The organism is Xanthobacter sp. 91, from assembly GCF_000702385.1.
GTDB classification, from domain to species: Bacteria; Pseudomonadota; Alphaproteobacteria; order Rhizobiales; family Xanthobacteraceae; genus Xanthobacter; species Xanthobacter aminoxidans.
This window is the reverse complement of sequence record NZ_JNIB01000001.1, coordinates 1,523,791-1,549,177: the sequence shown is the minus strand read 5'-3', so window position 1 is coordinate 1,549,177 and position 25,387 is coordinate 1,523,791. Positions and strand designations below refer to the sequence as shown.

Sequence of the window (25,387 nt, the reverse complement as noted above, 5' to 3'; positions counted from 1 at the left end):
GGCCGCCCCCTCACGCACTCAGGCGCACGCCCTCCAGCGTCGCCGTGAGGTGTTCGAGGAGGGCATCGGGCGCGGGTTCATCGCCGTGGTAGAGGATGCTGTCCATCTCCACGCCCACGGTGCCCGCATCGAAGATGATGCGGAAGTAGAGCGAGCAGTCGGCACAGCCGAGCTCCATGTCCATGGCGACGGTGGGGGCGACGCCCCAGTCGGCCTGGATCATGGCCTGCCCGCCATAGCGCAGCGCGCCCGGCTTCAGCGAGCGCTCGGCGCAGGAGGCGACGATGTCGTCGATGATGTTGGTCTGCCCGGCATGGATATAGGCCATGAGCAGGCCGGCATTGGTGAAGAACAATTCGGTCATCACCTCGCGCAGCGCGCCGGCCAGAACGCGCTCGCAGGCGAGCCGCTCCATCTTCGGCCGGGCGGCGAGACGCTGCAGGCGGAGGAACTCATTTCGCGCCATGGCCCGGCCTCGCATAGATGTAGTGCAGGATCTTCGCCACCGGCCGGTAGAAGTCCTGCGGAATCCACTGGTCCACCTCCACCGCCGCGAACAGGGCGCGGGCGAGCGGACGGTCCTCGATCACCGGCACGCCGTGGCGCTCCGCGATCTCGCGGATCTTGAGGGCGATGAGGTCCACGCCCTTGGCCACCACCAGCGGTGCGCCGCCGGTCTGCCGGTCGTATTGCAGGGCGACGGCGTAATGGGTCGGGTTGGCGATGACGACGGTGGCCTTGGGCACGGCGTTCATCATGCGCTGGCGCGCCCGCTCGCGGGCGACGGCGCGGATGCGCGCCTTCACCATGGGATCGCCCTCGGCCTGCTTGAACTCGTCCTTCACCTCCTGCTTCGTCATGCGCAGGTTGGTCTTCCAGCTCACCCGCGACCAGACGATGTCGGCGGCCACCAGCCCGATGGTGACGACGCACACCGTCGCCACAAGCCGCATGGCAAGGGCGAGGAGCACGCTGGGCAGGCGCAGGGGATCGGTGAACATGGCATTCACCACCTCATGTTCCTGCGCATAGAGCACGAGGGCCGCGACGACGCCGATGGCGAAGAGCTTGAACAGCGCCTTGCCGAACTCGATGTGACCCTGCGTCCCGAAGATGCGCTTGAAGCCGGCGGAGGGGGACACCCGCGACCATTGCGGACGGATGCGCTCGGTCACCAGCGACGGCACGTTCTGGAAGCCCGAGGCCACGAGGCCAGCCAGCATCAGCACGATCACCATGGGCATCAGGAAGCGTCCCGCCCCCGCCAGCGCCCCCCACAGGATGGACACCGCATCGTTGCCGGTGGCGATGGGAAAGCCGGCGGGATCGTCGATGAGGCGGGAGAGGTCGGCGGTCAGCAGCCGCACCGGGGACGCGACGAAGAAGGCGAGGATGGCGAGGATGCCGAGGAGCGAGGCGAACAGCGTCGCCTCCCGCGAGAACGGCACGTTGCCCTTCTCCACGGCGTCGGAAATCTTCTTCTCGCTCGCCTCTTCTGTCTTGCTCTCCTTGTCCTGTTCCTCAGACATGGCGCCCCCGCAGCGGCGGGGTCAGAAGGGCATGGTGGTCAGCGCACATAGGCGTCCTCCTCCGTGCCGGAGGAGATTTCGATCTCGCCGCGCCCCGCCATGTCGAGGGCGAGGTCGGTGACGGTGCGGCGGGCCTCCATCACGTCCTTGGCCGGGGCCGGCTCGCTGCCGGCCATCTCCTGCTCCACCATGCGGCGCACGCGGGCGCCGAGGGACTGGAGGATGATCTCGCGGAATTCGGGATCGGTGCCCTTCAGCGCCAGCACCAGTTTGTCGGTGGGCACCTGGTCGAACAGCGCGGTGCGGGCGCGCGGCGTCAGCTTCACGATGTCGTCGAAGGTGAAGAGCAGGCCCTTCAGGATTTCCGCGGATTTCGGGCGCGTCGAAGCGAGGCTCGCGAGCACCGTCTCCATGGCGTCGCGGTCCATCTTGTTGATGATGTCGGCCATGCGCGCGTGCGGGTCGGCGCCGGCATTGCGCGAGAAGTTCATCATGAAGTCCTCGTGCACCGTGCGCTCGATGACCTGCATGGTGGCGTCCACGATGGGCTTGAAGGTGAGCATCCGCCGCATGATGCCGTTGCGCTTGTCCTCCGGGATGAAACTCAGCACCTTGGCGGCGCAGGCGGGCTTCACCTTGGAGAGCATCAGCGCCGCGGTCTGCGGGTGCTCCTTGGCGACGTAGGTGGCGAGCACGTTCTCGTTGACCGTGGAGATGCGGTCCCAGATGGACTGGTTCGCCGCGCCCATGATGTCGTTCATGATGTCGGCGATCTGCTCGGGCGGCAGAACGCCCTGCAGCAGCCGCTCCACGTCGGCGACCGTGCCGACGAGGTTCGCCCCGCCGGCGAAATTGCTGGCGAAATCCTCGACGAGGCTTTCGATCTGAGCCGTGCTGACCGGCTTCAGCGACGCGATGGAGCGGGTGATGAGGCGGATTTCGTCCGCCTCGAAATGCTTCATCACGCGGTTGGCCGCGGGCGTGCCCATGGCCATCAGCAGGGCCGCCACGCGATCGATGCCCTGGAGGGGACGCGGCTTCGCCGCGCTCGCAGCCGCCATGGCCGCCTCAGCCGGCGTCGGCGTCGTTGGGGCCGACGATCTCGGTGAGGGAGACGCCGAAGCGGGAATTGTCGTCCTCCACCACCATCACCTCGCCGCGGGCGATGACGCGGCCGTTCACCACCACGTCCACCGGCTCGCCCACCCGGTGATCGAGGGGCACGACGGTGCCGCGATTGAGCTTCAGGAGGCTCGACACCGGCATGGAGGCCGAGCCGAGCACGACCTGCAGCAGCACCGGGATGCGCTTGACGGTCTCAAGCCCCGCGCCGGAGCCGAGCGTCTCGCCGGCCTTGGCGAGCAGCGCTTCGTCCAGCGCGCTGGAGGGGGTCATGGTTTCGATGTCGGGAGCGGGCATGGCTTTGATCCGGATTCGAGAGGGCGGTCAGCGGTCGCTGAGTTCAGGGGCCAGGGACGCGGGGGATTTCCGCGCGTCGATCTCGGCGATCAGCTCGTGGGCGGTGTCGATGCGGCCGGCGAGCAGCACCAGCACCTCGCGCCCGTCACGGCCGAAGGTGTCGAGCGCATCGCGGGCGCAGATGAGGGCGGCGGAGGCCTCCGCCAGCGCCTTCCCATAGTCCGCATTCAGCCGGTCCACCGCCTTGAGCCGGCGGTTGAGCAGGGCGACCGAGGCGGTCGTGACGACCAGCGCCGCGAGCAGGATGAGATCAGCGGGGAAGGATGTCATCGATGAAGTCCTGATGCTGGTTGATCTGCTCGTCGAGGCGCACCACGTAGCCGCCGTCCGACTGGCCGAGATGGCACCAGAAGAGCGGCTGGGCGGCGCTCTCCAGCTTCACCCGGCTGGCGGGGGTGGCATCGAGCTTGAGGATCTGGCCGACCTTGAGGGCGGCGATGTCGCCGAGCGTCACCTCGTGCTCGTCCAGCACGGCGCGCAGCTCGACCTCGGTGCGGTTCACTTCGTCGCGGATCTTCTGCGCCCATTTCGGGTCCCGCCCGCCGGTCTCCGCCTGGCTGGTGCTGGCGAGCGCGCGGCGCAGCGGCGTGAGGGCCGACTGCGGGATGGTGACGAACATCTCGCCGCCGCGGTTCAGCGCCTGCAGCAGGAATTTCGCTGTCACCGCCAGATTGTTGCGCCGGCCGATGACGGCGAAGTCCATGCGGGTTTCCTGCCGCTCGAACTGGAAGCTGGTGTCGCTGACGAGGGCGAAGGCGGATTTCAGCGCCTTCGTCATCTGCTCGAACAGCAACTGCGCCACGCGCCCCTCGATGTTGGAGAAGGAGCGCTCGTCCTCCACCGGCGGCTCGGACCCGTCGGCGCCGAACAGCACCTCGATCATGGTGAAGATGAAATCGCGGTCGAAGCCGACGATGAGCTGGCTGTCCCACGACGGCGCGTTGAAAATGCCGGCAATGGCCATGCCCTCATAGGCTTCCAGCACGTCGCCGATGCGCCCGCTCTCGACGCTGGAGAGCGAGTAATAGGCCTGCGAGGCCGCCACCTGCCGGAGCCCGTCGGCGCAGAAGGTGGCCATGCGGTCGAACAGCACATGCAGCATGGGCAGCCGGTCCAGCGAGAGGCCGGCGGCATCCAGCAGCATGTCGCGGATGTCGTGATGCTTGGAGGCGGATTTGGCGGCGGATTTGGCGTTCATGGCTCAGGCCGCCTGCTGCACGGTGCCGTTGGCAGACGGCGCGGCCTGGATGGCCTCGCTCTCCACCTCGTCGATGGTGGGGCGTTCGCCGGCGGAAATGGTCTTGCGGCCGTGCTCCAGCGCGATGGGCGGCAGCGCGCCGTTCATGAAGGCGATCAGCGCCTGCTTGGTGATGATGAAGGGCTGGCATTGCTTCTCGCGCGTGCTCTTCACCTTGGCGGCGAGGGGCGAGATGATGGCGTAGGACGAGTAGATGCCGACGAAGGTGCCGATGAGCGCCGAGCCGATATAGTGGCCGAGGATTTCCGGCGACTGGTCGATGGCGCCCATGGCCTTCACGATGCCGAGCACCGCGGCGCAGATGCCGAGCGCGGGCAGCGCTTCCGCCACCGTGCTGAGGGCGCCGGCGGCCTTGGTCTTGTGCTTCTTGATGGTGGAGATCTCCTGCTCCATCAGCGCCTCGATCTCGTGCGACTTGGCGTTGCCTATGAGGATGAGGCGGGCGTAGTCGCAGATGTACTGGGTCAGTTCCTTGTCCTTGAGCAGGCTCGGGAAATGGCCGAACAGCGCCGAGCTTGCCGGATCGTCGATATGGGCCTCGATCTCGTTGCGCGGCTTCTGGCGCATGTCGCGCATCAGCGCGTAGAGGAGGCTGAGGAGGGCGAGGAAATCCTTGCGCTTCGGCCCGGTCCCCATGGCCGCCTGCATGATGCCGGAGCCCGTGTCCTTTATGACCGAGAACGGGTTGGCGATGATGAAGGTGGAAAAGGCGATGCCGCCGATGATGAGGAACTCGAACGGCTGCCACACCACCTCCGGGTGTCCGCCCATGGCCATGAAGCCACCAAAGGTAGCGGCCAACCCCAAAATGATTCCGATGATGACGGCCACGGCTTCCCCCGTTCTGTCCAGTGTCCGGTGGTAGGGGGCGAGGATTGTGCGAGGCTGTGCTCTGTCGATCCTTGCAATGACCCGCGTTCACTCCATAATCACCGCCAAAATGGAATGGATTGTTCTGCCCTCTTTGGGTTGTGCGTGCTACACAACTCGCGTCTTGGCTCGCGGGCCTTTCTGGTTGCATGTTCGGTCGTTGCGAAGCCTTCGATATCCCGTGCCTAGCCCTGACCGGCACGGGGTGGCCGGACCGGGGGGTGTCAGAGATGACGTCTTCCGGTCCGCGCTGGGCTGATCCCGAAAATCCTCACATATTGAGCGCCTTAAGCCCGCAAGGCTCACGCAAGGCAGGGCATGCGGAATAGGCCGGCCGCCGGCCTCCCGCCGCGCGCTCCCTGTTCCCCGCGGATGCTCCCATGGAAAGCACGCTCCTCACCTACCGCCTGCTGGCGCGCGACATGACGCGCTCCTTGTCGACCAAGGCGGCCGAGAAGCCGGTGGCGCTCGAATCGGGCTACTATCTCAAGCACATCGGCAAGGTGACGAGCATCGACGGCTTTCTGAAGGATACCCGGCTCTTCACCTATGCCATGAAGGCGTTCGGCCTCGAGGACATGGCCTATGCCAAGGGCTACATGCGCAAGGTGCTGAAGGAGGGCGTGACCGATCCCAAGAGCTTCGCCAACAAGCTCAACGACGATCGCTTCAAGGCCTTCGCCAAGGTGTTCGATTTCAAGGGCCTCGGCGCCGCCGCCACCCAATCGCCCGAGGCGGGGCAGAAGGTGGTGGACCGCTACGTGCGCCAGGCGCTGGAGGCGGACCAGGGCGCCAGCAACGAGGGCGTGCAGCTCGCGCTCTATTTCCAGCGCCAGGCCCCCGCCGTGAAATCCGTCTACGGCCTGCTGGCCGATCCCGCGCTCTGGAAGGTGGTGAAGACCATCTACGACTTTCCCGACGCCATGGCGGCCGCCCCCATCGAGAAGCAGGCCAAGGCGGTGAAGGCGCAGCTCAACATCGCGGACCTGAAGGAGCCGGCGAAGCTCGATGCGCTGCTGCGCCGCTTCAGCGCCAAGTGGGACGTGGCGCAGGGCGTGGATGCCGCCCCGGTGCTCGATCTTTTCTCTGTCCGCACGTCGAGCGCGGCCTCCTTCTCCATCCTCAACCTGAAATACGGAGGCTGAGATGGGCTCAGGTCTCTACGTCTCGCTCTCGGCGCAGCTGGCCGCCGACAAGCGCCTGACCACCATCGCCAACAACGTGGCCAATCTCAACACCGCCGGCTACCGGGCCGAAGAGGTGCGGTTCGAGGAGATGGTCTCCAGGGCCGGGGGGCAGGGCGTGTCCTTCACCTCCACGGGCGAGACCTACACCTCGCGCAAGTCGGGACCGATCAACCCCACCGGCAATCCGCTGGACATCGCGGTGGAGGGCAAGGGCTGGTTCGCGGTGCGCGACGGTGCCACCACCGCCTATACCCGCGACGGGCGCATGAGCATGAGCCCGGAGGGCGAATTGCGCACCCTCTCCGGCCGGCCCATCCTCGATGCCTCCGGCGCGCCGGTGGTCATCGATCCCACCGGCGGGACGGTGCGCATCGGCACAGATGGCTCCATTTCCCAGAACCGCCGCGCCATCGGCCGCATCGGCCTGTTCCTGATCCCGGAGGACGCGAAGCTCGCGCGCCGCGACGGTGCGCTGGTGGTGCCGGACAAGCCCGCCGCGCTGGTGCAGGACTACACCCGCAACGTGGTGCGGCAGGGCTTCGTGGAAGGCGCCAACGTGGATGCCGTCACCGAGATGACCCGCCTCATTGCCCTCCAGCGCGCCTTCGAGATGGCCGCCTCCGCCGTGTCGCAGACCGAAGATTCCACCTCGCAGACCATCCGCGAGCTTGGCCCCGGATGAGCGCGCCCCCGGTCAACGCGCTCCAGCGCCTGCGCCACGCCGTGGAGAGCGGGCTGGAGGACAATCCCATCGTCCGCGTCGGCGGCATCGTGCGGGAGGTGGCGCCCACCCATGTGCGGGTCTCCGGCCTCTCCAGTTTCGTCACGCTGGGCGAGCGGGTGGGCTTCGAGCAGGCGTCGGGCACCAGCATTGGCGAGGTGGTGCGCATCGATCCGACGGGCGCGGTGGTGAAGCCGTTCGATGAGCGGGTGTCGGTGGGCATCGGCACGCCGGCCTTCCGCATCGGCCCCCTCGCGCTCCGCCCGGATCGTTCCTGGAAGGGCCGCGTCATCGATGCGCTGGGCCGGCCGCTGGACCGGTCCGAGCCGTTGGCCCATGGCCCGTGCCGGATGCCGCTCGATGCCGAGCCGCCGCCCGCCATGGCGCGGGGGCGGGTGCATCGGCCGCTCGTCACCGGCGTGCGCGCGGTGGATATCTTCACCCCCATCTGCGAGGGCCAGCGCATCGGCATCTTCGCCGGCTCGGGCGTAGGCAAGTCCACGCTGCTCTCCATGTTCGCGCGTTCGGCCGGTTTCGATACGGTGGTGGTGGCGCTGGTGGGCGAGCGCGGGCGCGAGGTGCGGGAGTTTCTGGAAGGCCCGCTCGCCGCCAGCCGCGACCGGGCGGTGGTCATCGTCTCCACGTCCGACCAGAGCCCCATGATGCGCCGCCTCGCGCCGCAGGCGGCGCTGGCGGTGGCGGAACATTTCCGCGATGCCGGGGAGAGCGTGCTGCTCATCGTCGATTCCGTCACCCGCTACGCCCATGCCGCGCGCGATGTGGCGCTGGCGGCGGGCGAGCCGGCGGTGGCGCGGGGCTATGCGCCGAGTGTCTTCTCCACGCTGCCGAAGCTGCTGGAGCGGGCCGGGCCGGGCATGGAGGGGGAGGGCGCCATCACCGGCATCTTCTCCGTGCTGGTGGATGGCGACGACCACAACGATCCCGTCGCCGACGCCATTCGCGGCACGCTCGACGGCCACATCGTGCTCGACCGGGCCATCGCGGATCAGGGGCGCTTTCCCGCCATCAACCTGCTCGGTTCGATCTCGCGACTGGCCGGCGAGGTGTGGAGCGAGCCGGAGCGCGATCTGGTGCGGCGGCTCAAGGCCATGATCGCCCGCTTCGAGGACACGCGCGACCTGCGCCTGATGGGCGGCTACCAGCCCGGCGCCGACGGCGAGCTGGATCAGGCCGTGGCCATCGTGCCGCGCATCTACGACGCCCTGCGGCAGGACCCCGGCGATCCGCCGAGCCTTGCCGCCTTTTCCGATCTCGCGGCCGCGCTGAAGAGCTGAGACCAGCCCCGCGCAAGCCATCCGCCCTCAGATGCGGCGATGACACTGGCGCCGGCTCCCCCTTCCGGCGGGCGCGCCCTTACAGACCGCGACGAGGACCGAGCCATGAGCCTTTACGGAATGCTGCGCACCAGCGTGTCGGGAATGACCGCGCAATCCAACCTGCTCGGCACGGTCTCCGACAACATCGCCAATGCGGGCACCGCGGGCTACAAGCGCGCCGACACCCAATTCTCCTCGCTGCTGCTGGAGACCGGCGGCACGGAATATCAGTCCGGCTCGGTCAATACGGACGTGCGCTACGCCATCAGCCAGCAGGGCGCGCTGAACTACACCTCCTCCTCCACCGATCTCGCGGTGCAGGGCTCCGGCTTCTTCCTGGTCAACGACCCGTCCGGCCAGACGCAACTGACCCGCGCGGGCTCGTTCCAGGTGGATGCCAGCACCGGCAACCTCGTGAACAGCGCCGGCCTCACCCTGATGGGCTACGATGTCTCCGCGGGGGATCCCAACGTGGTGCTGAACGGCACGGCCGGCCTCGTGCCCATCAACCTCCAGAACACCAAGCTCGCGGCGACGCCCTCCACCGAGGGCACGTTCGCGGCGAACCTGCCGTCCAATGCGGCGGTCGCCACCGCCCCCACCGCCGGCGCCAACGTGGCGGGCGCGAGCTTCACCGACAAGTCCTCGCTGGTCGCCTACGACAACCTCGGCAATGCGGTGACGCTCGATCTCTACATGACCAAGACCGCCGAGAATCCGGGCGTGTGGGAGCTTGCGGTCTACGACCAGGCCGCCGCCCCCGCCACCGGCACTTTTCCCTATGCGTCCGGCCCGCTTTCCACCCAGACGCTGACCTTCGACGCCAACGGCAAGCTCGCCTCCGGCGGCAGCATCTCGCTTGCCGTGCCGAACGGGGCGACGCTGACGCTCGATCTCGCCGGCATGTCCCAGCTTGCGGCGCCCTACACGCCCTTCACCGCCAGCGTGAACGGCAATGCGCCGAGCCCCATCTCCGACTTTTCCATCGCCAAGGACGGCACCGTCTACGCCACCGATGCCAACGGCCGGAAATCCGCCATCTACCGCATTCCGCTGGGCACCGTGCAGAGCCCGGACCGGCTGGAGCCTTTGACGGGCAACGCCTACAGCACCACGCTGGATTCCGGCGCCATCCAGATCGGCTTTCCCAACGAGGGCGGCGTCGGTTCGCTGCTCTCCGGCGCCACCGAGCAGTCCAACGTGGACATGGCCTCCGAACTCACCCGCATGATCGTGGCGCAGCGCGACTACACCGCCAATTCCAAGGTGTTCCAGACCGGCACCGAGCTGCTCGACGTGCTGATGAACCTGAAGCGCTGATCTGACGCCGCCGCGCCGCGCACGGGTGCATCATGAGCCTCTCCCTCGCCTTCAACACGGCGCAGTCCTCGCTCGCCGCCAATTCGGCGAAGATCGCCCTGTCCAGCCGCAACGTGGCGGGGGCGGGCGAGGCTTCCGCCTCGCGCAAGATCGCCGTGACCACCACGGCGGCGGACGGCTCGGTGCGGGTGGTTTCCATCACCCGCGCCACGGGCAGCGCCCTGTTCGAGCGGATGCTCGGCGCGACCTCCGACAGCGCCGCCCAGCAGGCCCTCGCCGATGGCCTCGGCCGCCTCGCCCAGACCGTAGGCGACCCGCAGGACCCGACCTCCCCCGTCGCCCGCCTCGGCACGCTGAAGGATGCCCTCGCGCGCGCCGCCGACACGCCGGACGACATGACGCTCGCCCAGGCGGCCGTGACCGCCGCGCAGGATCTCGCCTCCTCCCTCAACACCGCCACGGATACCGTGCAGCAGGTGCGCACGGATGCGGATGCGGCGATTGCCACGTCGGTCGGGACCGTCAACGACCTGCTCCACCAGTTCGAGGCGGAGAACAGCGCCATCGTGAAGGGCAGCGCCGCCGGCGCCGACATGACCGACGCGCTGGACCGCCGCGATTCCATCCTCGCCAGGCTCTCCGAGGAGATCGGCATCTCCACGGTGACGCGGGCCAACAACGACATCGTCATCTACACCGAGGGCGGCGCGACCCTGTTCGAGACCACCGCCCGCACGGTGGGCTTCACCCCCGCCCATACGCTCGATGCGACGACGCAGGGCGGCAGCGTGTTCGTGGACGGCGTCTCGGTGACGGGGCGCGACGCCACCATGCCGGTGCGCACGGGCCGCATCGCCGGTCTCACCCAATTGCGCGACGACGCCGCCTCCACCTACCAGACGCAGCTGGACGAGCTTGCGCGCGGGCTCACCGACGCGTTCAAGGAGGCCGACGGCGCGGGCAACGTTCGCGCCGGTCTGTTCGTGCCCGCTTCGGGCAGCGCCACCGTGCCTGGGGCTCTTGCGCCCGGCCTTGCCGGAACGCTCGCGGTGAACGCAGCCGTGGACGTAGCGCAGGGCGGCGACATCCGCCTGCTGCGCGACGGCGGCATGAACGGCGCGGCCTTCGCCGCCAACACCACGGGCGCCGCGAGCTTCGCCGGTCGGCTGAAGGCGCTGTCCGCCGCGCTCGACGCTCCGCGCTCCTATGACGGCGCGGCGCAACTCTCCGACAACCAGAGCCTCGTCTCCTTCGGCACCGCCTCGGTGAGCTGGCTGCAGGGCGCGCGCAAGGCGGCGGACACCCGGCTCGATTCCCAGAAGACGGTGCTGGCGCAGGCGTCCAACGCGCTCTCCGCCGCCACCGGCGTGAACCTCGACGACGAATATGCCAGCCAGCTCGAACTGGAGCGCGGCTATCAGGCCACGTCCAAGCTGATGGGCGTGGTGAACCAGCTCTACGACAGCCTCTTCCAGATGATCGGCTAAGCCATGCGCAGCACCTACATCTCCACCCTCGCCTGGACCTCTCCGTCCCGCGCGGCGCTGCCGAAGCTGCAATCGGACATCTCGAAGGCCACCACCGAAATCGCCACCGGCCGGCAGGCGGACGTGGGCCTGACGCTGGGCATCGCGACGGGGGAGAGCGTGGCGCTGCATCTGGCGCGCGGCGCGATCCTGTCGCAGAAGCAGGGCAATGCGCTGGCTTCGAGCCTCCTCGGCCACAGCCAGGTGGCGCTCTCCCAGATCTCGGACGACGCCAACCAGTTCCTGAAGGACATCCTCGCCGGGCAGGCGGGCAATGCCTCCGGCGCTATCCTCGCGGATCAGGCGAAATCGGCGCTCGATGCCTTCACCGCGCATCTGAATGCCACGGACGGGCAGCGCTACCTGTTCGCCGGCATCAACAGCGCCGAAAAGCCCATGGTGGACTATGCCGCCGGCCCCAAGGCCGCGGTGGATGCGGCGTTCGCCGGCGCGTTCGGGCTTGATCCCGCGAACCCGCAGGCGGACCCGCAGGTGGCGGATATCTCCGCCGCCGACATGTCGTCCTTCCTCGACGGCGCCTTCAAGGACCTGTTCGCCGATCCCGCGTGGGGGGCGAACTGGTCCGGCGCGTCGGACGAAGCGCTGACCAGCCAGATCTCCGACACCGCGCGCGTGCCCGTCACCACCACCGCCAACACGACAGCCATGCGCAACCTTGCCATGGCATTCACGATGGTGTCGGAGCTTGGCACGGCCTCCCTCTCGGAGGCGACCCGCAAGGTGGTGCTGGACAAGGCCGTCACTGTTGCCGGCGCAGGCGCGAGCGGCGTCGTTGCGCTGTCCGCGCAGCTCGGGGTGTCCAAGTCCCGGGTGGACGCGGCGGACGAGGCGCTGGCCAAAGTGTCCGATCTCGTCGACCGGAGGATCAACGTCCTCGAAGGGGTCGATCCCGCCGAGGCGAAGACCCGCCTCGACACCCTGACGACGCAGTTGCAGATGTCCTACGCGACCACGTCAAAGGTGATGCAGCTGAGCATCCTGAACTACATCTGACATGAGGGTGCGTGATGTACCGATTCTCCTACGCGGAAATACTTGACGAGTCCGCGACGCTCAACCGCGAGCGTGAACGCCTCGCCCTCGACCAGGCGGTGAATCTGCTCACCCTCGCGGCCAAGGCGGAGCCCGGCTCGCGCGAGGTGCTGGCGGCGGTCGCCTATCTGCAGAAGCTCTGGGGCTTCTTCATCAGCGATCTCGCCGACGCCAACAACGAGCTGCCGCGCGAGCTGCGCGGAACGCTCGCCTCCCTCGGCCTGTGGGTGATCCAGGAGTGCGACCGCCTGATCTCCGGCACGGGCGGCGACATTCCCATGCTCATCGACGTCAATCGTGCGATCCGGGATGGCCTGAAATGATGAAGTCCATGCACATCTCCCTCAAGGCCGGCGAAAAGCTGTTTCTCAACGGCGCCGTCTTCCAGGTGGACCGCAAGGTGACGCTGGAACTGCTCAACGACGCGACCTTCCTGCTGGAAAGCCACGTCATGCAGCCGGAAGACACCACCACGCCGCTGCGCCAGCTCTATTTCGTGGCGCAGTCGCTGCTGGTGGACCCGGCGAATGCCGATGCCGCACGCGGGCTGTTCTTCCGTCAGCTGGCGTCGCTGATGACCACCTTCACCAAGCCCGCGATCCTGATGAACCTCGACGACGCGGGCCGCCTCGTCGGCGAGGGGCGGACGTTCGAGGCGCTGAAGGCGCTCAGGGGCATGTTCCCGCTGGAGGAGGCGATCCTGAACTGCGCCGTGCCGCCGAAAGTCGCCTGACGCGTTCCGCGCGGTTGCCCGCAAGGCCGCCCGCAAGGTCGGCCTCGCGCAATCCTCGCGGGCGAGAAGGGTGGGAAAGGAGATCGCAGCATGACCCAGGTCCAGAGCGTCGCGTCCGCTGCCACCGCGACAACCGCGAGCAAGGCGGCCTCGGCCGGCAAGGCGAACAGCATCGACTACAACGCCTTCCTCCAGCTCCTGGTGGCGCAGTTGCAGAACCAGGACCCGACCCAGCCCATGGATTCCACCGCCTACATGTCGCAGCTCGCCTCCTTCTCCCAGGTGGAGCAGCAGGTGGCGAGCAATGCGAAGCTGGAATCCCTGCTGGCCGCCAGCGCCTTGCAGTCGGCCAACCTCGCGCTGGGCCACACGGTGACCTCCGCAGACGGCAGCATCAGCGGCAAGGTCTCCTCGGTGGAGATCACCAGCGACGGGCCTCTGGCGCAGCTCTCCAACGGCAAGAGCCTGCTCATCGGCCCCGGCGTGACGGTGAGCTGAAGATGAACGAGGCGGATGCGCTCGGCATCGTCCATTCGGCCATCTGGACCATCCTTGTCGCCGCCGGCCCGGCGGTCGCCGCGGCCATGCTCATCGGCATTCTCGTCGCGCTGTTCCAGGCGCTGACGCAGATCCAGGAAGTCACCCTCACCTTCGTGCCCAAGATCGTCGCGGTGCTGGTGGTGGCGGCGGTGACGGGCTCCTTCATGGGCGCCCAGATCATGGCCTTCACCGAGGAAATCTACGGCCGCATATCGAGCGGTTTCTAAGCCAACGTCTGCGGGGGAGCCTGACGCATGTCCGACATCACGGTGCGCGATCCGGCGCAGGGCTCGCGCCGCGACATCGGCTTCGCCATGGGCATGGTGGCGATCCTCGCCATCCTCTTCCTGCCCATTCCGCCGGCGCTCATCGATATCGGCCTCGCGCTCTCCATCGCGCTCTCCGTGCTGATCCTGATGGTGGCGCTGTGGATCGACAAGCCGCTCGAATTCTCCGCCTTTCCCACCGTCCTCCTCATCGCGACGCTGCTGCGCCTCGGCCTCGGGGTGGCGACGACACGCCTCATCCTCGCCCATGGCTCGGACGGCGTGAGCGCGGCCGGTCATATCATCCACGGCTTCTCGCAGCTCGTGATGAGCGGCGATTTCGTCATCGGCATCGTGGTGTTCCTGATCCTGGTGACGGTAAATTTCCTCGTCATCACCAAAGGCGCCACCCGCATCGCTGAGGTCGGCGCGCGCTTCACGCTGGATGCCATCCCGGGCAAGCAGATGGCCATCGATGCGGACCTGAACGCCGGCCTCATCGACGACAAGCAGGCCCAGAGCCGCCGCGCCGAGCTGGAGGAGGAGAGCGCCTTCTTCGGTTCCATGGACGGCGCCTCCAAGTTCGTGCGCGGCGAGGCGGTGGCGAGCCTCATCACCATCGCGGTGAACATCTTCGGCGGCATCATCATCGGCGTCACCCGGCACAAGATGCCCATCGGCGACGCGGCGGACATCTTCACCCGCCTGTCCGTGGGCGACGGCCTCGTCTCGCAGATCCCCGCGCTCATCGTCTCCCTCTCCGCCGGCCTCCTCGTCTCCAAGGGCGGCACAAGGGGGCGGGCGGAAAAGGCGGTGCTGGGCCAGCTCGGCGCCTATCCCCGCGCGCTGTTCGTGGCCGCCGGCCTCCTCTTCGCCCTGGCTCTCGTGCCCGGCCTGCCGTTCCTGCCTTTCGCGCTCATCGGCGGCATGATGGCCTTCGTCGGCTGGTCGGTGCCGCGTCAGCTCGCGAGACAGAAGGCGGACGCCGACGCGCGTGACGCCGAGGCGAAGCAGCAGGCGGACCGCGAGGCGCGCGAGTCCGTCAAGGAGCAGCTGAAGACCGCCGAGATCGAGGTGTGCGTCGGCAAGCAGCTGGCGACACAGGTGCTGCGCACGCCCTCGGAGCTCGGCAACCGGCTCGGCAAGATGCGGCGCAAGTTCGCCCTCCGCTATGGCTTCGTGGTGCCGGACATCCGCATGACGGAGAGCCTCGCCGCGCCGCCCAAGGGCTACCAGATCAAGATGCACGGCACGGTGCTGGCGGCGCAGGAGATGCGCATCGGCGAGTTGCTGGTCGTGGTGGGCGACGGGCCGCCGCCGGACGTGCCCGGCGACGAGGCGCGCGAGCCGGCCTTCGGCATGAAGGCCATGTGGATTCCCGAGGCCTACGCCACCGAGGTGAAGCGCGAGGGCTTCGCGCCGGTGGACAACCTCACCGTCATCCTCACCCACCTCTCCGAGGCCATCGCCAACAATTTGCCGCAGCTTCTCTCCTACAAGAGCATGCGGTCGCTGATCGACCGGCTCGATCCCGAATACAAGCGCCTCGTGGAAGACATCTGCCCGGCGCAGATCTCCTATTCCGGCCTTCAGGCCGTGCTGAAGCTGTTGCTGGCGGAGCGCGTCTCCATCCGCAACCTGCATCTCATCTTGGAGGCCGTGGCGGAGATCGTGCCCCACGCGCGCCGCTCTGAGCAGGTGGCGGAGCATGTGCGCATGCGCATGGCGCAGCAGATCTGCGGTGATCTCGCCGAGGGCGGCGTGCTGAACGTGCTGCGCCTCGGCAGCCGCTGGGATCTCGCCTTCCACCAGAGCCTCAAGCGCGACGCCAAGGGCGAGGTAATCGAGTTCGACATCGATCCGCGCCTCGTGGAGCAGTTCGGCACCGAGGCGGCCACCGCCGTGCGCGAGCGCATGAAGGCGGGGGCGCCCTTCGTGCTCGTCACCGCGCCGGATGCGCGGCCCTATGTGCGGATGATCGTGGAGCGCATGTTCCCCTCGCTGCCCGTGCTCTCCCATGTGGAGATCGCCCGCGGGGTGGAGATCAAGGCGCTGGGTGCCATCTCGTGACTTCCGGCGCCGTGAGCCTCCTCGCCCGCGAGGCGGTGCTCGCCGCTTTCCTCGTCTTCTGCCGGGTGGGCGGCGCGCTGATGCTGATGCCGGGCATCGGCGGCCGGCATATTCCCATGCGCGTCAGGGTGTTCCTGGCGCTCGCCCTCTCCTTCGCCTTCCTGCCGCTGGTGCTGGATCAGGTGGCGCCGAAGGTTCGGACGGCGGGCTCCGGCGATTTCGTGTTCATGATCGCCGGGGAGCTTCTGACCGGCCTGCTCATTGGCCTTCTGGCGCGGCTCTATGTGACGGCGCTTCAGTTCGCCACCAGCTTTGTCGCCCAGGCGGTGGGCGTCTCTCCCATGCCGGGCGCGTCGGTGGAGGAGGACGAGCAACTGCCCATCCTCGCCACCCTCATCGTCTTCTCCGCCACGGCCCTCATCTTCGTCGCCGATCTGCATCTGGAGTTGGTGAAGGGGCTGGTGGACAGCTTCGCCCGCGTGCCGCCGGGCAGCCTCCTCGCCGTGCGGCCGGCGCTGGTGGACCTCGTGGACCAGATGTCGGCGGTGTTTCTGGTGGCCGTGCGGCTCTGCGGCCCCTTCATCCTCTATTCGGTGATGGTGAATTTCGCCGTGGGGCTCATCAACAAGTTCACGCCGCAGATCCCGGTCTATTTCGTGGCGACGCCCTTCGTCACCGCCGGCGGGCTGCTGCTGCTCTATGTGAGCGTGGAGCCGCTGCTCTCGGCCTTCCTCGTCGCGTTCTCCCAATGGCTGAGGGCGGGCTGATGGAGAAGGAGCGCCACAGGAAGGCCCAGCGCCTCGTTGCCGTCCAGCGCCAGTTGAAGCGCGCCGCCGAGACCCGCCATGGGGAGGCGGTGCGCGAGAGGGTGAGGCTCGATGGCGAGACGGCGGACCTCATGGCCGCCCTCGACGATGGCCGCTTCGCCCCGCTGATGCTGGAGAATGTCGCGCGGCGGCTGGAGCGCGTCGCCCTTGCCCGCCAGCAGGCGCACGCCGCCGAAGTGGCCGCCGCCGATAAGGTGAAGGCCGAGAGCTTCACCCTGAAGCGCGCCGAGCGCCATGCCGAAGGGACCGGACGCCTCGCCCGCGCCGAGGAAGAACGCGCGGCCACCGACGCCATCGCCGAGGCGAGCCTCGTCTCCAGCGGGCGTGCAAGCCTCGCATAAGCATGGCGGGGCAGGGTGGCGTCCGAACCGTTCTCGATGGAAGCCGCACCATGGGCATCTCACCGCCGACCGACCTCGTCTTCGACGTGATGCAGGCCGCCGATGCCGCCCGCGCGCGGCAGGTGATGGGCAAGCTTCAGGCGCTGACCCCCGCGCCCGACGGCGCGTTCCGCACCGAGCTGGACACGGTGGCCGAGGCGAAAGCGGTTGCGCGGACTGAAAAACTGGCGGCCCGAGGCGACAAGGATGCGGCCGCCGCCGCTGCGGCGCTGATCCCGCCCGGCGTCGCCTTCTCCGGCGCCAGCCTCACCGGGCTGAAGAACGCCCATGCCCTTGGCCCCCACCACGCGGGGGGCGCCACCGGGGCGGCGCCGCTGGCTGGAACGCCGGGTGCCGCCTCGCTCCAGAAGTTCGAGGCCATGGTGCTCTCCCAGTTCCTCGACACCATGATGCCGGCCAAGGGCGCCACCTCGAAATCCTCCATGTTCGGCGCCGGTACGGCTGGCGACACCTGGAAATCGCTGCTCACCCAGAAGGTGGGCGAGGAGGCCGCCCGCGCCGGCGGCATCGGGCTTGCCGCGCGCCTCGGTCAGTCCTCCGCCGTCTTCGCCAGGGCGAAGGGAGGGGCGGCATGAGCTTCGATAGCGAGCTGAATTTCGCCCGCCCGCCGGCGGTCGTCGCCCTCATCAGCGCCCTCGACCGGCTGGAAGAGACCATCGATATGGAGAATGCCGCCTTCGAGGAGCGCGGCGCCCTCGATCTCGTGGAGATCAACCGGCGCAAGAGCCGCGCCTTGCTGGAGCTGAGCCGGGTCGCCCGTGGTCTTCCGGACCAGCTCGACGCCGCCGCAGCCGGACGGCTCGCGCGGCTGAAGGCGAAGCTCGACCGCAACCAGTATGTCATCGCCCTGCGCATCGCCGCCGCGCGCGAGGTGGGCGCCATCCTCGACCGGGCGCTGGCCGAGGCGGAGTCGGACGGCACCTATTCGGCGCACTCCGCGCAGGCCGCGCGAGCGGGGGCGGGGGCATGATCCGCTTCGTCATCATCGGCGTGTGGGCGTGCCTCGTGGGGCTCGGCTCCAGCTATGCCGCCGCCTGGTATGCGGCCGGTGTGCCGCGCAAGAGCGAAGAGCCCTATCTCGCCGGCCTCGAATATCGCCGCCTGCCCGCCATCACCGTGCCCATGATCGTGGACGGCAAGCTGCAAGGCTATGTGCTGGCGAAGTTCGTCATCACCGCCGACGCGGCCGAGCTGCGCAAGCTGCCCATGGAGCCCACCGTGTTCGCGGTGAACGCCGCCTTCAGCGAGATCTATGTCAACGGCCGCATCGAGAGCGGCAAGATCACCAAGTACAATCTTCCCGAGATGCTCGGCCGCATCAAGACGAGCACGAATACCTATCTCAATGGCGAGGTCGTCCGCGAGGTGCTCGTGGATTCCCTCAACTATATCGACAAGACCGATATGCGCACCGGCGTCGGCGTCAATGTCGCGAGCTCCTCGGGCGAGAAGCCGGCCGGCAAATCCGGCGGCCACGGCGATGACGGTGCCAAGGCCGACGCCAAGCCGAAGGGCGGGCACTGAACATGCGTGCCTTCCCCCTCGCCCTTTCCCACCTCAGCCGCGGCCCCGCCGCATCGCCCCGGAGCCAGGATCATGGATGATCTCTTGCGCGAGTTCCTGACCGAGACCAGCGAGAGCCTCGACGTCGCCGACGTGGAGCTCGTGAAGTTCGAGCAGGACCCGAACAACGCGCAGATTCTCAACAACATCTTCCGCCTGGTGCACACCATCAAGGGCACCTGCGGCTTCATCGGCCTGCCGCGCCTCGCCTCCCTCGCGCACGCCGCCGAGACGCTGATGGACCGCTTCCGCGAGGGCCGGCCCGTGACCACCGATGCGGTGGGGCTGGTGCTGTCCACCATCGATCGCATCAAGCTCCTGCTCCAGCACGTGGAGGAGACCGAGGGGTCCGAGCCCGAGGGCGAGGACCGCGACCTCATCTCCCTCCTCGAAGCCATGGCGGAGGCCGTGGACGCCCCCGCAACTCCGCCACCGGCACCGCCATCTCAGCCGGCGCAGACGCTGGAACGCCCGCTGCTGCCCGGCGAACTGCCGCTGGACGAGCTGGATCGCATCTTCCGCGAGACCAAGGTGGACCCCATCACGCCCCCGGCCGCCGCCCCGCCTGTCGCCAAGGCCGCCCCGCCCAAGTCTGCGCCGGCCATGCCCAAGGCCGACGTTGAGGCCGCCCACGGCGCGGCTCAGGCGGGCGAGGCCCATGGCGTCGCCGCCCAGTCCATCCGCGTCCACGTGGGGGTGCTGGAACAGCTGATGACCATGGTCTCCGAGCTGGTGCTGACCCGCAACCAGCTGATGGAGATCGCCCGTCGCCACGACGAGCCGGAATACAAGGTCTCCCTGCAGCGCCTGTCCAACGTCACGGGCGAGTTGCAGGAGGCGGTGATGCGCACGCGCATGCAGCCCATCGGCAACGCCTGGCAGAAGCTGCCGCGCATCGTGCGTGACCTCGCGCAGGAGCTGGGCAAGCAGATCGAGCTGGAGCAGGTGGGCGCCGACACCGAGCTGGACCGGCAGGTGCTGGACCAGATCAAGGACCCGCTCACCCACATGGTCCGCAACTCCGCCGACCACGGCCTCGAGATGCCCGAGCAGCGCCGCGCCGCTGGCAAGTCCGAGCGCGGCCTCATCCGCCTCTCCGCCTATCACGAGGGCGGTCATGTCATCGTCGAGATTTCCGACGATGGCCGCGGCCTCGACGTCGCGCGCATCAAGCAGAAGGCTCTGGAGAACGGCCTCGCCACCGAGGCCGAGCTGGCGAAGATGCCGGACTCCCAGGTGTTCCGCTTCATTTTCCACGCCGGCCTTTCCACAGCGCAGAAGGTGACAAACGTCTCCGGCCGCGGCGTCGGCATGGACGTGGTGCGCTCCAACCTCGAATCCATCGGCGGCACCGTCGATGTGCGCTCGCGGCAGGGCGAGGGCTCCACCTTCGTCATCAAGATTCCGCTGACGCTCGCCATCGTCCCCGCCCTCATCGTGCGTGCCGCCGGCGAGCGCTTCGCCCTGCCGCAGAGCGCGGTGGAGGAACTGGTGCGGGTGCAGGCGGGGTCGGACCACGAGATCACCTGGCTGAACAACTCGCCGGTGCTCGGCCTGCGCGATCGCCTCCTGCCCATCGTCAGCCTCGGCGCCCTGCTCGGCCTGTCGCCGGAGCGCGACGGGCGCGACGAGGCGCTGTGGGAACGGGCGCTCATCGTGGTGATGAAGGTGGGCCACCAGACGTTCGGCGTGGTGGTGGAGGCGGTGTCCCACACCGAGGAAATCGTGGTGAAGCCCATGGCCTCGGCCCTGCGCCAGCTGCCCATGGTGTCGGGCAGCACCATCCTCGGCGACGGGCGGGTCATCATGATCCTCGATCCCGCTGGCCTCGCCCAGCATGCGGCGGCGCGCGGCGGAGCCGCGGAGGAGACCAGCCATCACGGCGCCGGCCGGCAGTCGCGCGCCAGCCAGAAGCGCTCGTCCCTGCTGCTGTTCCGCGCCGGCTCTCGCGATCTCAAGGCGGTGCCGCTCGGCCTCGTCACCCGTATCGAGGAGCTGGAGGTGGCGCGCATCGAGCGCGTCAACGGCTACCCGGTGCTGCAGTATCGCGGCGCGCTGATCCCGGTGCTTTACGCCAACGAGGAGGTCCAGCGCGTGGCCGCCGGCACCCAGCCCATGCTGGTGTTCGCCGATGGTGGGCGCGTCATGGGCCTCGTGGTGGACGAGATCGTCGACATCGTGGAGGCCGAGCTCGACCTGGAGCTGTCGCCGTCCAACATGCCGGAGGTGCTCGGCGCGGCGGTGCTGTCGGGCCAGGCCACCGAGATTCTCGACGTCGCCTTCTACGTGCAGGTGGCCTTCGGCGAGCGCTTCCGCCACCTGGTCCGCGCGTCCGAGCGGCCGCGCCTGCTCCTGGTGGACGAGAGCCCGTTCCACCGCGACCTCTTGGCGCCCATGCTCAATGGCAACGGCTACGAGGTCACGGCCTGTGCCTCCGGCGGCGAGGCGCTGGCGCGGCTCGGCACGGAGGACGGCTTCGACGCCATCGTCAGCGACGTGGACCTGCCGGACATGGACGGCTTCGCCCTCGCCGCCGCGGTGCGTGGCGATCCGCGCATCCGCGAGGTGCCGATCATCGCGCTCGCCACCGCGCAGGACCGCGATGCGCTGGAGCGGGGCCGCGCCGTCGGCTTCACCGACTGCGTCGCCAAGTTCGACCGCTCCGGCCTCATCGCCGCGCTGAAGGAATTCACCGGCCGACAGGGAATTGCCGCATGAACGCCCACACGCCACTCACGAAGGATACGGCCGAAGCCGCCGCGCACGATGTGGTCCAGTACGTGACGGTGCGCATCGGGCCGCAGCTGTTCGGCCTGCCCATCGCGCTGGTGCACGAGGTGTTCGTGCCGGAATCCATCACCCGCGTGCCGCTCGCCCCCGGCGAGATCGCCGGCGTGCTGAACCTGCGGGGACGCATCGTCACCATGGTGGCCATGCGGCGCCTGCTGTCGCTGCCGGACGCGGAGGGCGCGCCCATGGCGGTGGGCATCGAGCACCACGGCGAGGCCTTCGGCCTCATCATCGACGAGGTGGGCGAGGTGCTGTCCCTCGATGCGGCCCGCCGCGAAGCCAACCCGGCCAACCTCGACCCGCGCTGGGCGCAGGTGGCCGCCGGCGTCCATCGCCTCTCCGGCGACCTGATGCTGATCCTCAACGTGGACCTGGTGCTCGATCGGGCCGGCTCGGCCGTCGCCCGCCAGGATGCCGGCAAACGCGCGGAGCTTTGAATGAAGACCTGTCTCGTGGTGGACGACTCCAGCGTCGTCCGCAAGGTTGCCCGCGGCATCCTCGAAGATCTCGGCTTCTGCGTGGAGGAGGCGGCAGACGGCGCCCCGGCGCTGGAGATGTGCGCCCGCGCCATGCCGGACGCCATCCTGCTCGACTGGTCCATGCCGGTGACGGACGGCCTCGCCGTGCTCGAACAGCTCAGGTCCACCGAGGCCGGGCGCACGCCGAAGGTCATCTTCTGCACCGCCAAGAACGACATGGAGCATATCGCCCGCGCCGTCTCGCTGGGGGCCGACGAATACATCATGAAGCCCTTCGATTCCGAAATCCTGCGCGAGAAGCTCGAGGCCGTCGGCCTCCTGGACAGGGTGGACTGATGCCCCAATCCCCAGCCCCCGCCGCGTCCGCGCCGGGCGCGGACGCCCGAATCCGTGTGATGGTGGTGGACGACAGCGTGTTCGTGCGCGGCATCGTCTCGCGCTGGCTCTCGGAAGATCCCGCCTTCGAGCTTGTCGGCACCTTCTCCAACGGGAAGGCGGCGCTGGCTGATCTCGACCGGGTGCAGCCCGACGTGGTCATCCTCGACCTTGAGATGCCGGAGATGGACGGGCTCACCGCCCTGCCGCTGATCCTGCGGCAAAGGCGAAACACCACCGTCATCGTCGCCTCGGCCCTCTCCCGCCGTGGCGCCGAGGTCAGCCTCAAGGCGCTCACGCTGGGCGCCGCGGACTATCTGCCGAAGCCCGACGCCACCAAGGGCACGTTTGCCACCGACGACTTCAAGCGCGAGCTGATGGAGAAGGTGCGCAGTCTCGGCCTGAAGGTGCTGCGGCAAGCCGGCCGTGCGCCCGCCCTGCCGCCGCCCTCCACGCAGCCGCAGGCGGCGGCATTGCCCAGCCAGCCGAGGGGGCCCATCCGCTTGCGACCCTATTCCGTGTCCGATGTCTCGCTCATCGCGGTGGGCAGCTCCACCGGGGGGCCGCAGGCGCTGACCCGCCTGTTCGCGGTGCTCGGTCCGTATATCGACCGCATCCCGGTGGTCATCACCCAGCACATGCCGCCCACCTTCACCGCGCTCCTCGCCGAGCACGTCACCCGCGCCGCGGGGCGGCAGGCGGCGGAGGGGCAGGATGGCGAGGCGCTGTGCGCCGGACGCATCTACATCGCCCCCGGCGGCAAGCACATGCTGCTGGAGCGCGACGGGGCGCGCACCGTCATCCGCCTGTCCGACGGGCCGGCGGTGAATTTCTGCAAGCCGGCGGTGGACCCCATGTTCGACACGGTGGCGCAGATCTACCGCCGCAACGCGCTGGCCCTCGTGCTCACCGGCATGGGCAGCGACGGGGCGCGCGGGGCCGGCATCATCGCCGATGCGGGTGGTAGCGTCATCGTGCAGGACGAGGAGACGAGCGTGGTGTGGGGCATGCCCGGCGCCACCGCCAACGCAGGCAACGCCAGCGAGGTGCTCCCCCTCCAGGCCATCGGTCCCAAGGTCATCGCCATGCTTGCCAGGAGGCGCGGATGATCCGCCCCGCGGACTACGACTTCTTCGCCCGGTTCCTGAAAGAGAGATCGGGGCTCATCCTCACCGACGACAAGCACTATCTCCTGGAAAGCCGCCTCATCCCGCTGCTCAACCGCTTCGCGATTCCCGATTTCGCGCGGCTGGCGGAGATCCTGAAGAGCAACGAGGCGCCCATCATCGCGGAAGCGGTGGTGGAAGCGATGACCACGAACGAGTCCTTGTTCTTCCGCGACAAGGTGCCGTTCGAGGACATGGCCCGCTCGCTCCTGCCGGCCCTGTGCGCGGCGCGGCTGAAGACGCACACGCTGCGCATCTGGTGCGCCGCCGCCTCGACGGGGCAGGAACCCTATTCCATCGCCATGATGCTGGCCGAGAAGCCGGAACTCACAGGCGGGCGGCGGGTGCAGATCATCGGCACGGACATCTCGAGCGAGGTTCTGGAGCGGGCGCGGGCCGGGCGCTACAACCAGTTCGAGGTGCAGCGCGGGCTCTCGGTGCAGCAACTGCTCAAGTATTTCGTGAAGTCGGGCGACTGGTGGGAGGTCGTCCCGCAGCTGAAAGCCATGATCGAGTATCGCAAGTTCAACCTGCTCGACCCCTTCGGCGGGCTCGGCACCTTCGATCTCATCATGTGCCGGAATGTGCTGATCTATTTCGACGTGCCCACCAAGGCCGACATCCTCGCGCGCATGTCGCGCCAGCTCGCGCCCGACGGCTTCCTCCAGCTCGGCGGGGCGGAGACGGCCATCGGCATCTGCGATGCCTTCCGCCCGCTGCCGGACCACCGCGGCACCTACGTCCACACCCGCGCGCCGGCGACCATCGTCGCCGCCCGGCGGTAGCAGGGACCAGACCCCGCGACCCGGAGCTTGCGCCGGGCGGCTGAGGGATCATTCCGGATCGGAGCCAATCCGGAGCAAGAGGGGTCGATCAATCCGAAGCCGGCGCCGCGGATCCAGCATCCGCCGCCGGCTTCGGCGTTTCCGGGGCCGGAAATCCCGCGGCTACTCCGATTTGGCAATGAATTCGCTCCCAAACCCGTTTCTCTTCAGATTGCTCGCTCCCCCGCCGCGTCATAGGGATTTTGTGTCGTTCGGATCGTCAATAAGTCAGTAAGACATCGACGCCGACTGCGCGGAAATGCTGTGACATGATGGAGGGTATCATGTACGTGGTCGTTGATGAGCGTGCGTCTGTTGCGGAAAGTTATGTGTCGGCGTTCTCTCGCGAAGGTTTTTCTTCGCAGAGCTTCTCGGGTAACGAGTTCCGGGACTGGATCGAGACCACCTCGGACCAGGATCTCGGCGCGGTCGAAAGCTTCCTGATCGGGGAGTCCGAGGCGCGGATCACTTATCCCGACCTCATCCGCTCGCACAGCAAGGCGCCCATCATCGCGCTGGAGGACGTGAAGTCCCTCACCCAGACGCTGGAACTCTTCACCGCCGGCATCGACGACGTGGTGCGCAAGCCTGTCCATGTGCGTGAGATCGTGGCCCGCGCCGATGCGGTGTGGCGGCGGGTGCGCTCGGGCGACATCCAGATGCCGCTCGACGAGCGCCTGCGCGTGTTCTTCGATGGCCGTGATCCGGAAGTGGATGGCGAGCCGCTGGCCCTGCCGCGCCGCGAGCGGCACATCCTCGAATATCTCGTGAAGAATTCGAAGCGCCGGGTCACCAAGACCCAGATCTTCAACACCATCTACGGCATCTTCAACGAGGACGTGGACGAGAGCGTGGTCGAGGGCCACATGAGCAAGCTGCGCAAGAAGCTGCGCCTGAAGCTCGGCCGCGACGTCATCGATGCCCGCCGCTATCTCGGCTACCAGTACGTCGGCTGAGCGGGCGAAAGAGTCCCGCAGAATTGCAAGCTACAACCCAGCTTGATTGGCTAGGACGGGACGGATCTTTGTCTTTCAAATCCGAGACAAGTTCGAGACAACCCGAAAATGGGGAGA

The 25,387-nt window shown here is 68.2% G+C and carries 29 protein-coding genes; 22 read left to right on the top strand and 7 right to left on the bottom strand.

Annotated elements, in window-relative coordinates; genetic code table 11:
• Positions 1–10: 10 nt before the first annotated feature.
• From A37E_RS0107415 to motA, 7 genes are read right to left on the bottom strand one after another with little or no spacing between them, the layout of a single operon-like run.
• On the bottom strand, positions 11–466 hold the full coding sequence (locus A37E_RS0107415; protein ID WP_051678860.1) for a hypothetical protein: 456 nt from the start codon (positions 464–466) through the stop codon (positions 11–13).
• Positions 453–1,529: a flagellar biosynthesis protein FlhB gene (gene flhB / locus A37E_RS0107410; protein ID WP_024276875.1), complete on the bottom strand. Its 1,077-nt coding sequence runs from the start codon at positions 1,527–1,529 to the stop codon at positions 453–455. Before flhB ends, A37E_RS0107415 begins: the two co-directional genes overlap by 14 nt.
• Before the next feature lie 38 nt (positions 1,530–1,567).
• Positions 1,568–2,590, bottom strand: a complete 1,023-nt coding sequence (locus tag A37E_RS0107405; RefSeq protein ID WP_029556018.1) for a flagellar motor switch protein FliG — start codon at positions 2,588–2,590, stop codon at positions 1,568–1,570.
• 7 nt (positions 2,591–2,597) lie between these two features.
• Positions 2,598–2,924 (bottom strand): flagellar motor switch protein FliN, encoded by a 327-nt coding sequence (gene fliN, locus A37E_RS0107400; protein WP_051679381.1) that lies wholly within the window; start codon positions 2,922–2,924, stop codon positions 2,598–2,600.
• 51 nt (positions 2,925–2,975) lie between these two features.
• Positions 2,976–3,278 carry a hypothetical protein gene (locus tag A37E_RS0107395; protein ID WP_029556016.1) on the bottom strand — a complete coding sequence of 101 codons (303 nt, stop codon included), beginning with the start codon at positions 3,276–3,278 and terminating at the stop codon, positions 2,976–2,978.
• The gene (locus tag A37E_RS0107390) at positions 3,259–4,206 is read right to left on the bottom strand and encodes a FliM/FliN family flagellar motor switch protein (RefSeq protein WP_024276879.1); all 948 of its coding nucleotides are present in this window, start codon (positions 4,204–4,206) and stop codon (positions 3,259–3,261) included. The genes A37E_RS0107395 and A37E_RS0107390 overlap by 20 nt, the downstream gene beginning before the upstream one ends.
• 3 nt (positions 4,207–4,209) lie before the next feature.
• Entirely contained in the window at positions 4,210–5,097 is an 888-nt protein-coding gene (motA, locus tag A37E_RS0107385; protein WP_024276880.1) for a flagellar motor stator protein MotA, read from the bottom strand.
• Between the two features lie 419 nt (positions 5,098–5,516).
• On the opposite strand from motA, the gene A37E_RS0107380 reads away from it, so the two are divergent.
• The 22 genes from A37E_RS0107380 (at position 5,517) to A37E_RS0107275 (ending at position 25,270) form a co-directional block, all read left to right on the top strand.
• Positions 5,517–6,281, top strand: coding sequence for a DUF1217 domain-containing protein (locus tag A37E_RS0107380; RefSeq protein ID WP_029556015.1), 765 nt, complete (start codon positions 5,517–5,519; stop codon positions 6,279–6,281).
• A gap of 1 nt (position 6,282) precedes the next feature.
• Positions 6,283–7,005 (top strand): flagellar basal-body rod protein FlgF, encoded by a 723-nt coding sequence (gene flgF / locus A37E_RS0107375; RefSeq protein WP_029556014.1) that lies wholly within the window; start codon positions 6,283–6,285, stop codon positions 7,003–7,005.
• Complete coding sequence (gene fliI / locus A37E_RS0107370; protein ID WP_029556013.1) at positions 7,002–8,339, top strand: flagellar protein export ATPase FliI; 1,338 nt, start codon at positions 7,002–7,004, stop codon at positions 8,337–8,339. The genes flgF and fliI overlap by 4 nt, the downstream gene beginning before the upstream one ends.
• Before the next feature lie 105 nt (positions 8,340–8,444).
• The gene (locus A37E_RS0107365; protein WP_029556012.1) at positions 8,445–9,701 is read left to right on the top strand and encodes a flagellar hook protein FlgE; all 1,257 of its coding nucleotides are present in this window, start codon (positions 8,445–8,447) and stop codon (positions 9,699–9,701) included.
• Between the two features lie 32 nt (positions 9,702–9,733).
• Positions 9,734–11,188, top strand: a complete 1,455-nt coding sequence (flgK, locus tag A37E_RS0107360) for a flagellar hook-associated protein FlgK (protein WP_029556011.1) — start codon at positions 9,734–9,736, stop codon at positions 11,186–11,188.
• Positions 11,189–11,191: 3 nt separating this feature from the next.
• The gene (locus tag A37E_RS0107355) at positions 11,192–12,241 is read left to right on the top strand and encodes a flagellar hook-associated family protein (protein ID WP_029556010.1); all 1,050 of its coding nucleotides are present in this window, start codon (positions 11,192–11,194) and stop codon (positions 12,239–12,241) included.
• 14 nt (positions 12,242–12,255) lie between these two features.
• Positions 12,256–12,603, top strand: a complete 348-nt coding sequence (gene flaF, locus A37E_RS0107350) for a flagellar biosynthesis regulator FlaF (protein WP_029556009.1) — start codon at positions 12,256–12,258, stop codon at positions 12,601–12,603.
• Positions 12,600–13,013: a flagellar biosynthesis repressor FlbT gene (flbT, locus tag A37E_RS0107345; protein WP_029556008.1), complete on the top strand. Its 414-nt coding sequence runs from the start codon at positions 12,600–12,602 to the stop codon at positions 13,011–13,013. Before flaF ends, flbT begins: the two co-directional genes overlap by 4 nt.
• Positions 13,014–13,103: 90 nt before the next feature.
• Positions 13,104–13,511 (top strand): flagellar hook assembly protein FlgD, encoded by a 408-nt coding sequence (flgD, locus tag A37E_RS0107340; RefSeq protein ID WP_029556007.1) that lies wholly within the window; start codon positions 13,104–13,106, stop codon positions 13,509–13,511.
• A 2-nt stretch (positions 13,512–13,513) separates the two neighbouring features.
• Positions 13,514–13,780: a flagellar biosynthesis protein FliQ gene (fliQ, locus tag A37E_RS0107335; RefSeq protein WP_024276890.1), complete on the top strand. Its 267-nt coding sequence runs from the start codon at positions 13,514–13,516 to the stop codon at positions 13,778–13,780.
• Positions 13,781–13,807: 27 nt separating this feature from the next.
• Positions 13,808–15,889 carry a flagellar biosynthesis protein FlhA gene (gene flhA, locus A37E_RS0107330; protein WP_029556006.1) on the top strand — a complete coding sequence of 694 codons (2,082 nt, stop codon included), beginning with the start codon at positions 13,808–13,810 and terminating at the stop codon, positions 15,887–15,889.
• The gene (fliR, locus tag A37E_RS0107325; RefSeq protein WP_051678859.1) at positions 15,886–16,656 is read left to right on the top strand and encodes a flagellar biosynthetic protein FliR; all 771 of its coding nucleotides are present in this window, start codon (positions 15,886–15,888) and stop codon (positions 16,654–16,656) included. The genes flhA and fliR overlap by 4 nt, the downstream gene beginning before the upstream one ends.
• On the top strand, positions 16,656–17,057 hold the full coding sequence (locus A37E_RS0107320) for a hypothetical protein (RefSeq protein WP_038192746.1): 402 nt from the start codon (positions 16,656–16,658) through the stop codon (positions 17,055–17,057). Before fliR ends, A37E_RS0107320 begins: the two co-directional genes overlap by 1 nt.
• Before the next feature lie 50 nt (positions 17,058–17,107).
• Positions 17,108–17,692 carry a rod-binding protein gene (locus A37E_RS25855; protein ID WP_051678858.1) on the top strand — a complete coding sequence of 195 codons (585 nt, stop codon included), beginning with the start codon at positions 17,108–17,110 and terminating at the stop codon, positions 17,690–17,692.
• Positions 17,689–18,087: a hypothetical protein gene (locus A37E_RS0107310; RefSeq protein ID WP_051678857.1), complete on the top strand. Its 399-nt coding sequence runs from the start codon at positions 17,689–17,691 to the stop codon at positions 18,085–18,087. Before A37E_RS25855 ends, A37E_RS0107310 begins: the two co-directional genes overlap by 4 nt.
• Entirely contained in the window at positions 18,084–18,641 is a 558-nt protein-coding gene (locus A37E_RS0107305; protein ID WP_051678856.1) for a hypothetical protein, read from the top strand. Before A37E_RS0107310 ends, A37E_RS0107305 begins: the two co-directional genes overlap by 4 nt.
• A 72-nt stretch (positions 18,642–18,713) precedes the next feature.
• Complete coding sequence (locus A37E_RS0107300) at positions 18,714–21,398, top strand: chemotaxis protein CheW (protein ID WP_029556000.1); 2,685 nt, start codon at positions 18,714–18,716, stop codon at positions 21,396–21,398.
• On the top strand, positions 21,395–21,907 hold the full coding sequence (locus tag A37E_RS0107295; RefSeq protein ID WP_024276898.1) for a chemotaxis protein CheW: 513 nt from the start codon (positions 21,395–21,397) through the stop codon (positions 21,905–21,907). Before A37E_RS0107300 ends, A37E_RS0107295 begins: the two co-directional genes overlap by 4 nt.
• The gene (locus A37E_RS0107290) at positions 21,908–22,285 is read left to right on the top strand and encodes a response regulator (protein WP_029555998.1); all 378 of its coding nucleotides are present in this window, start codon (positions 21,908–21,910) and stop codon (positions 22,283–22,285) included.
• On the top strand, positions 22,285–23,433 hold the full coding sequence (locus A37E_RS0107285) for a chemotaxis response regulator protein-glutamate methylesterase (RefSeq protein ID WP_029555997.1): 1,149 nt from the start codon (positions 22,285–22,287) through the stop codon (positions 23,431–23,433). The genes A37E_RS0107290 and A37E_RS0107285 overlap by 1 nt, the downstream gene beginning before the upstream one ends.
• The gene (locus tag A37E_RS0107280; RefSeq protein WP_038192745.1) at positions 23,430–24,275 is read left to right on the top strand and encodes a CheR family methyltransferase; all 846 of its coding nucleotides are present in this window, start codon (positions 23,430–23,432) and stop codon (positions 24,273–24,275) included. Before A37E_RS0107285 ends, A37E_RS0107280 begins: the two co-directional genes overlap by 4 nt.
• 323 nt (positions 24,276–24,598) lie before the next feature.
• Entirely contained in the window at positions 24,599–25,270 is a 672-nt protein-coding gene (locus tag A37E_RS0107275; RefSeq protein WP_024276902.1) for a response regulator transcription factor, read from the top strand.
• The last annotated feature ends 117 nt before the right edge of the window (positions 25,271–25,387 follow it).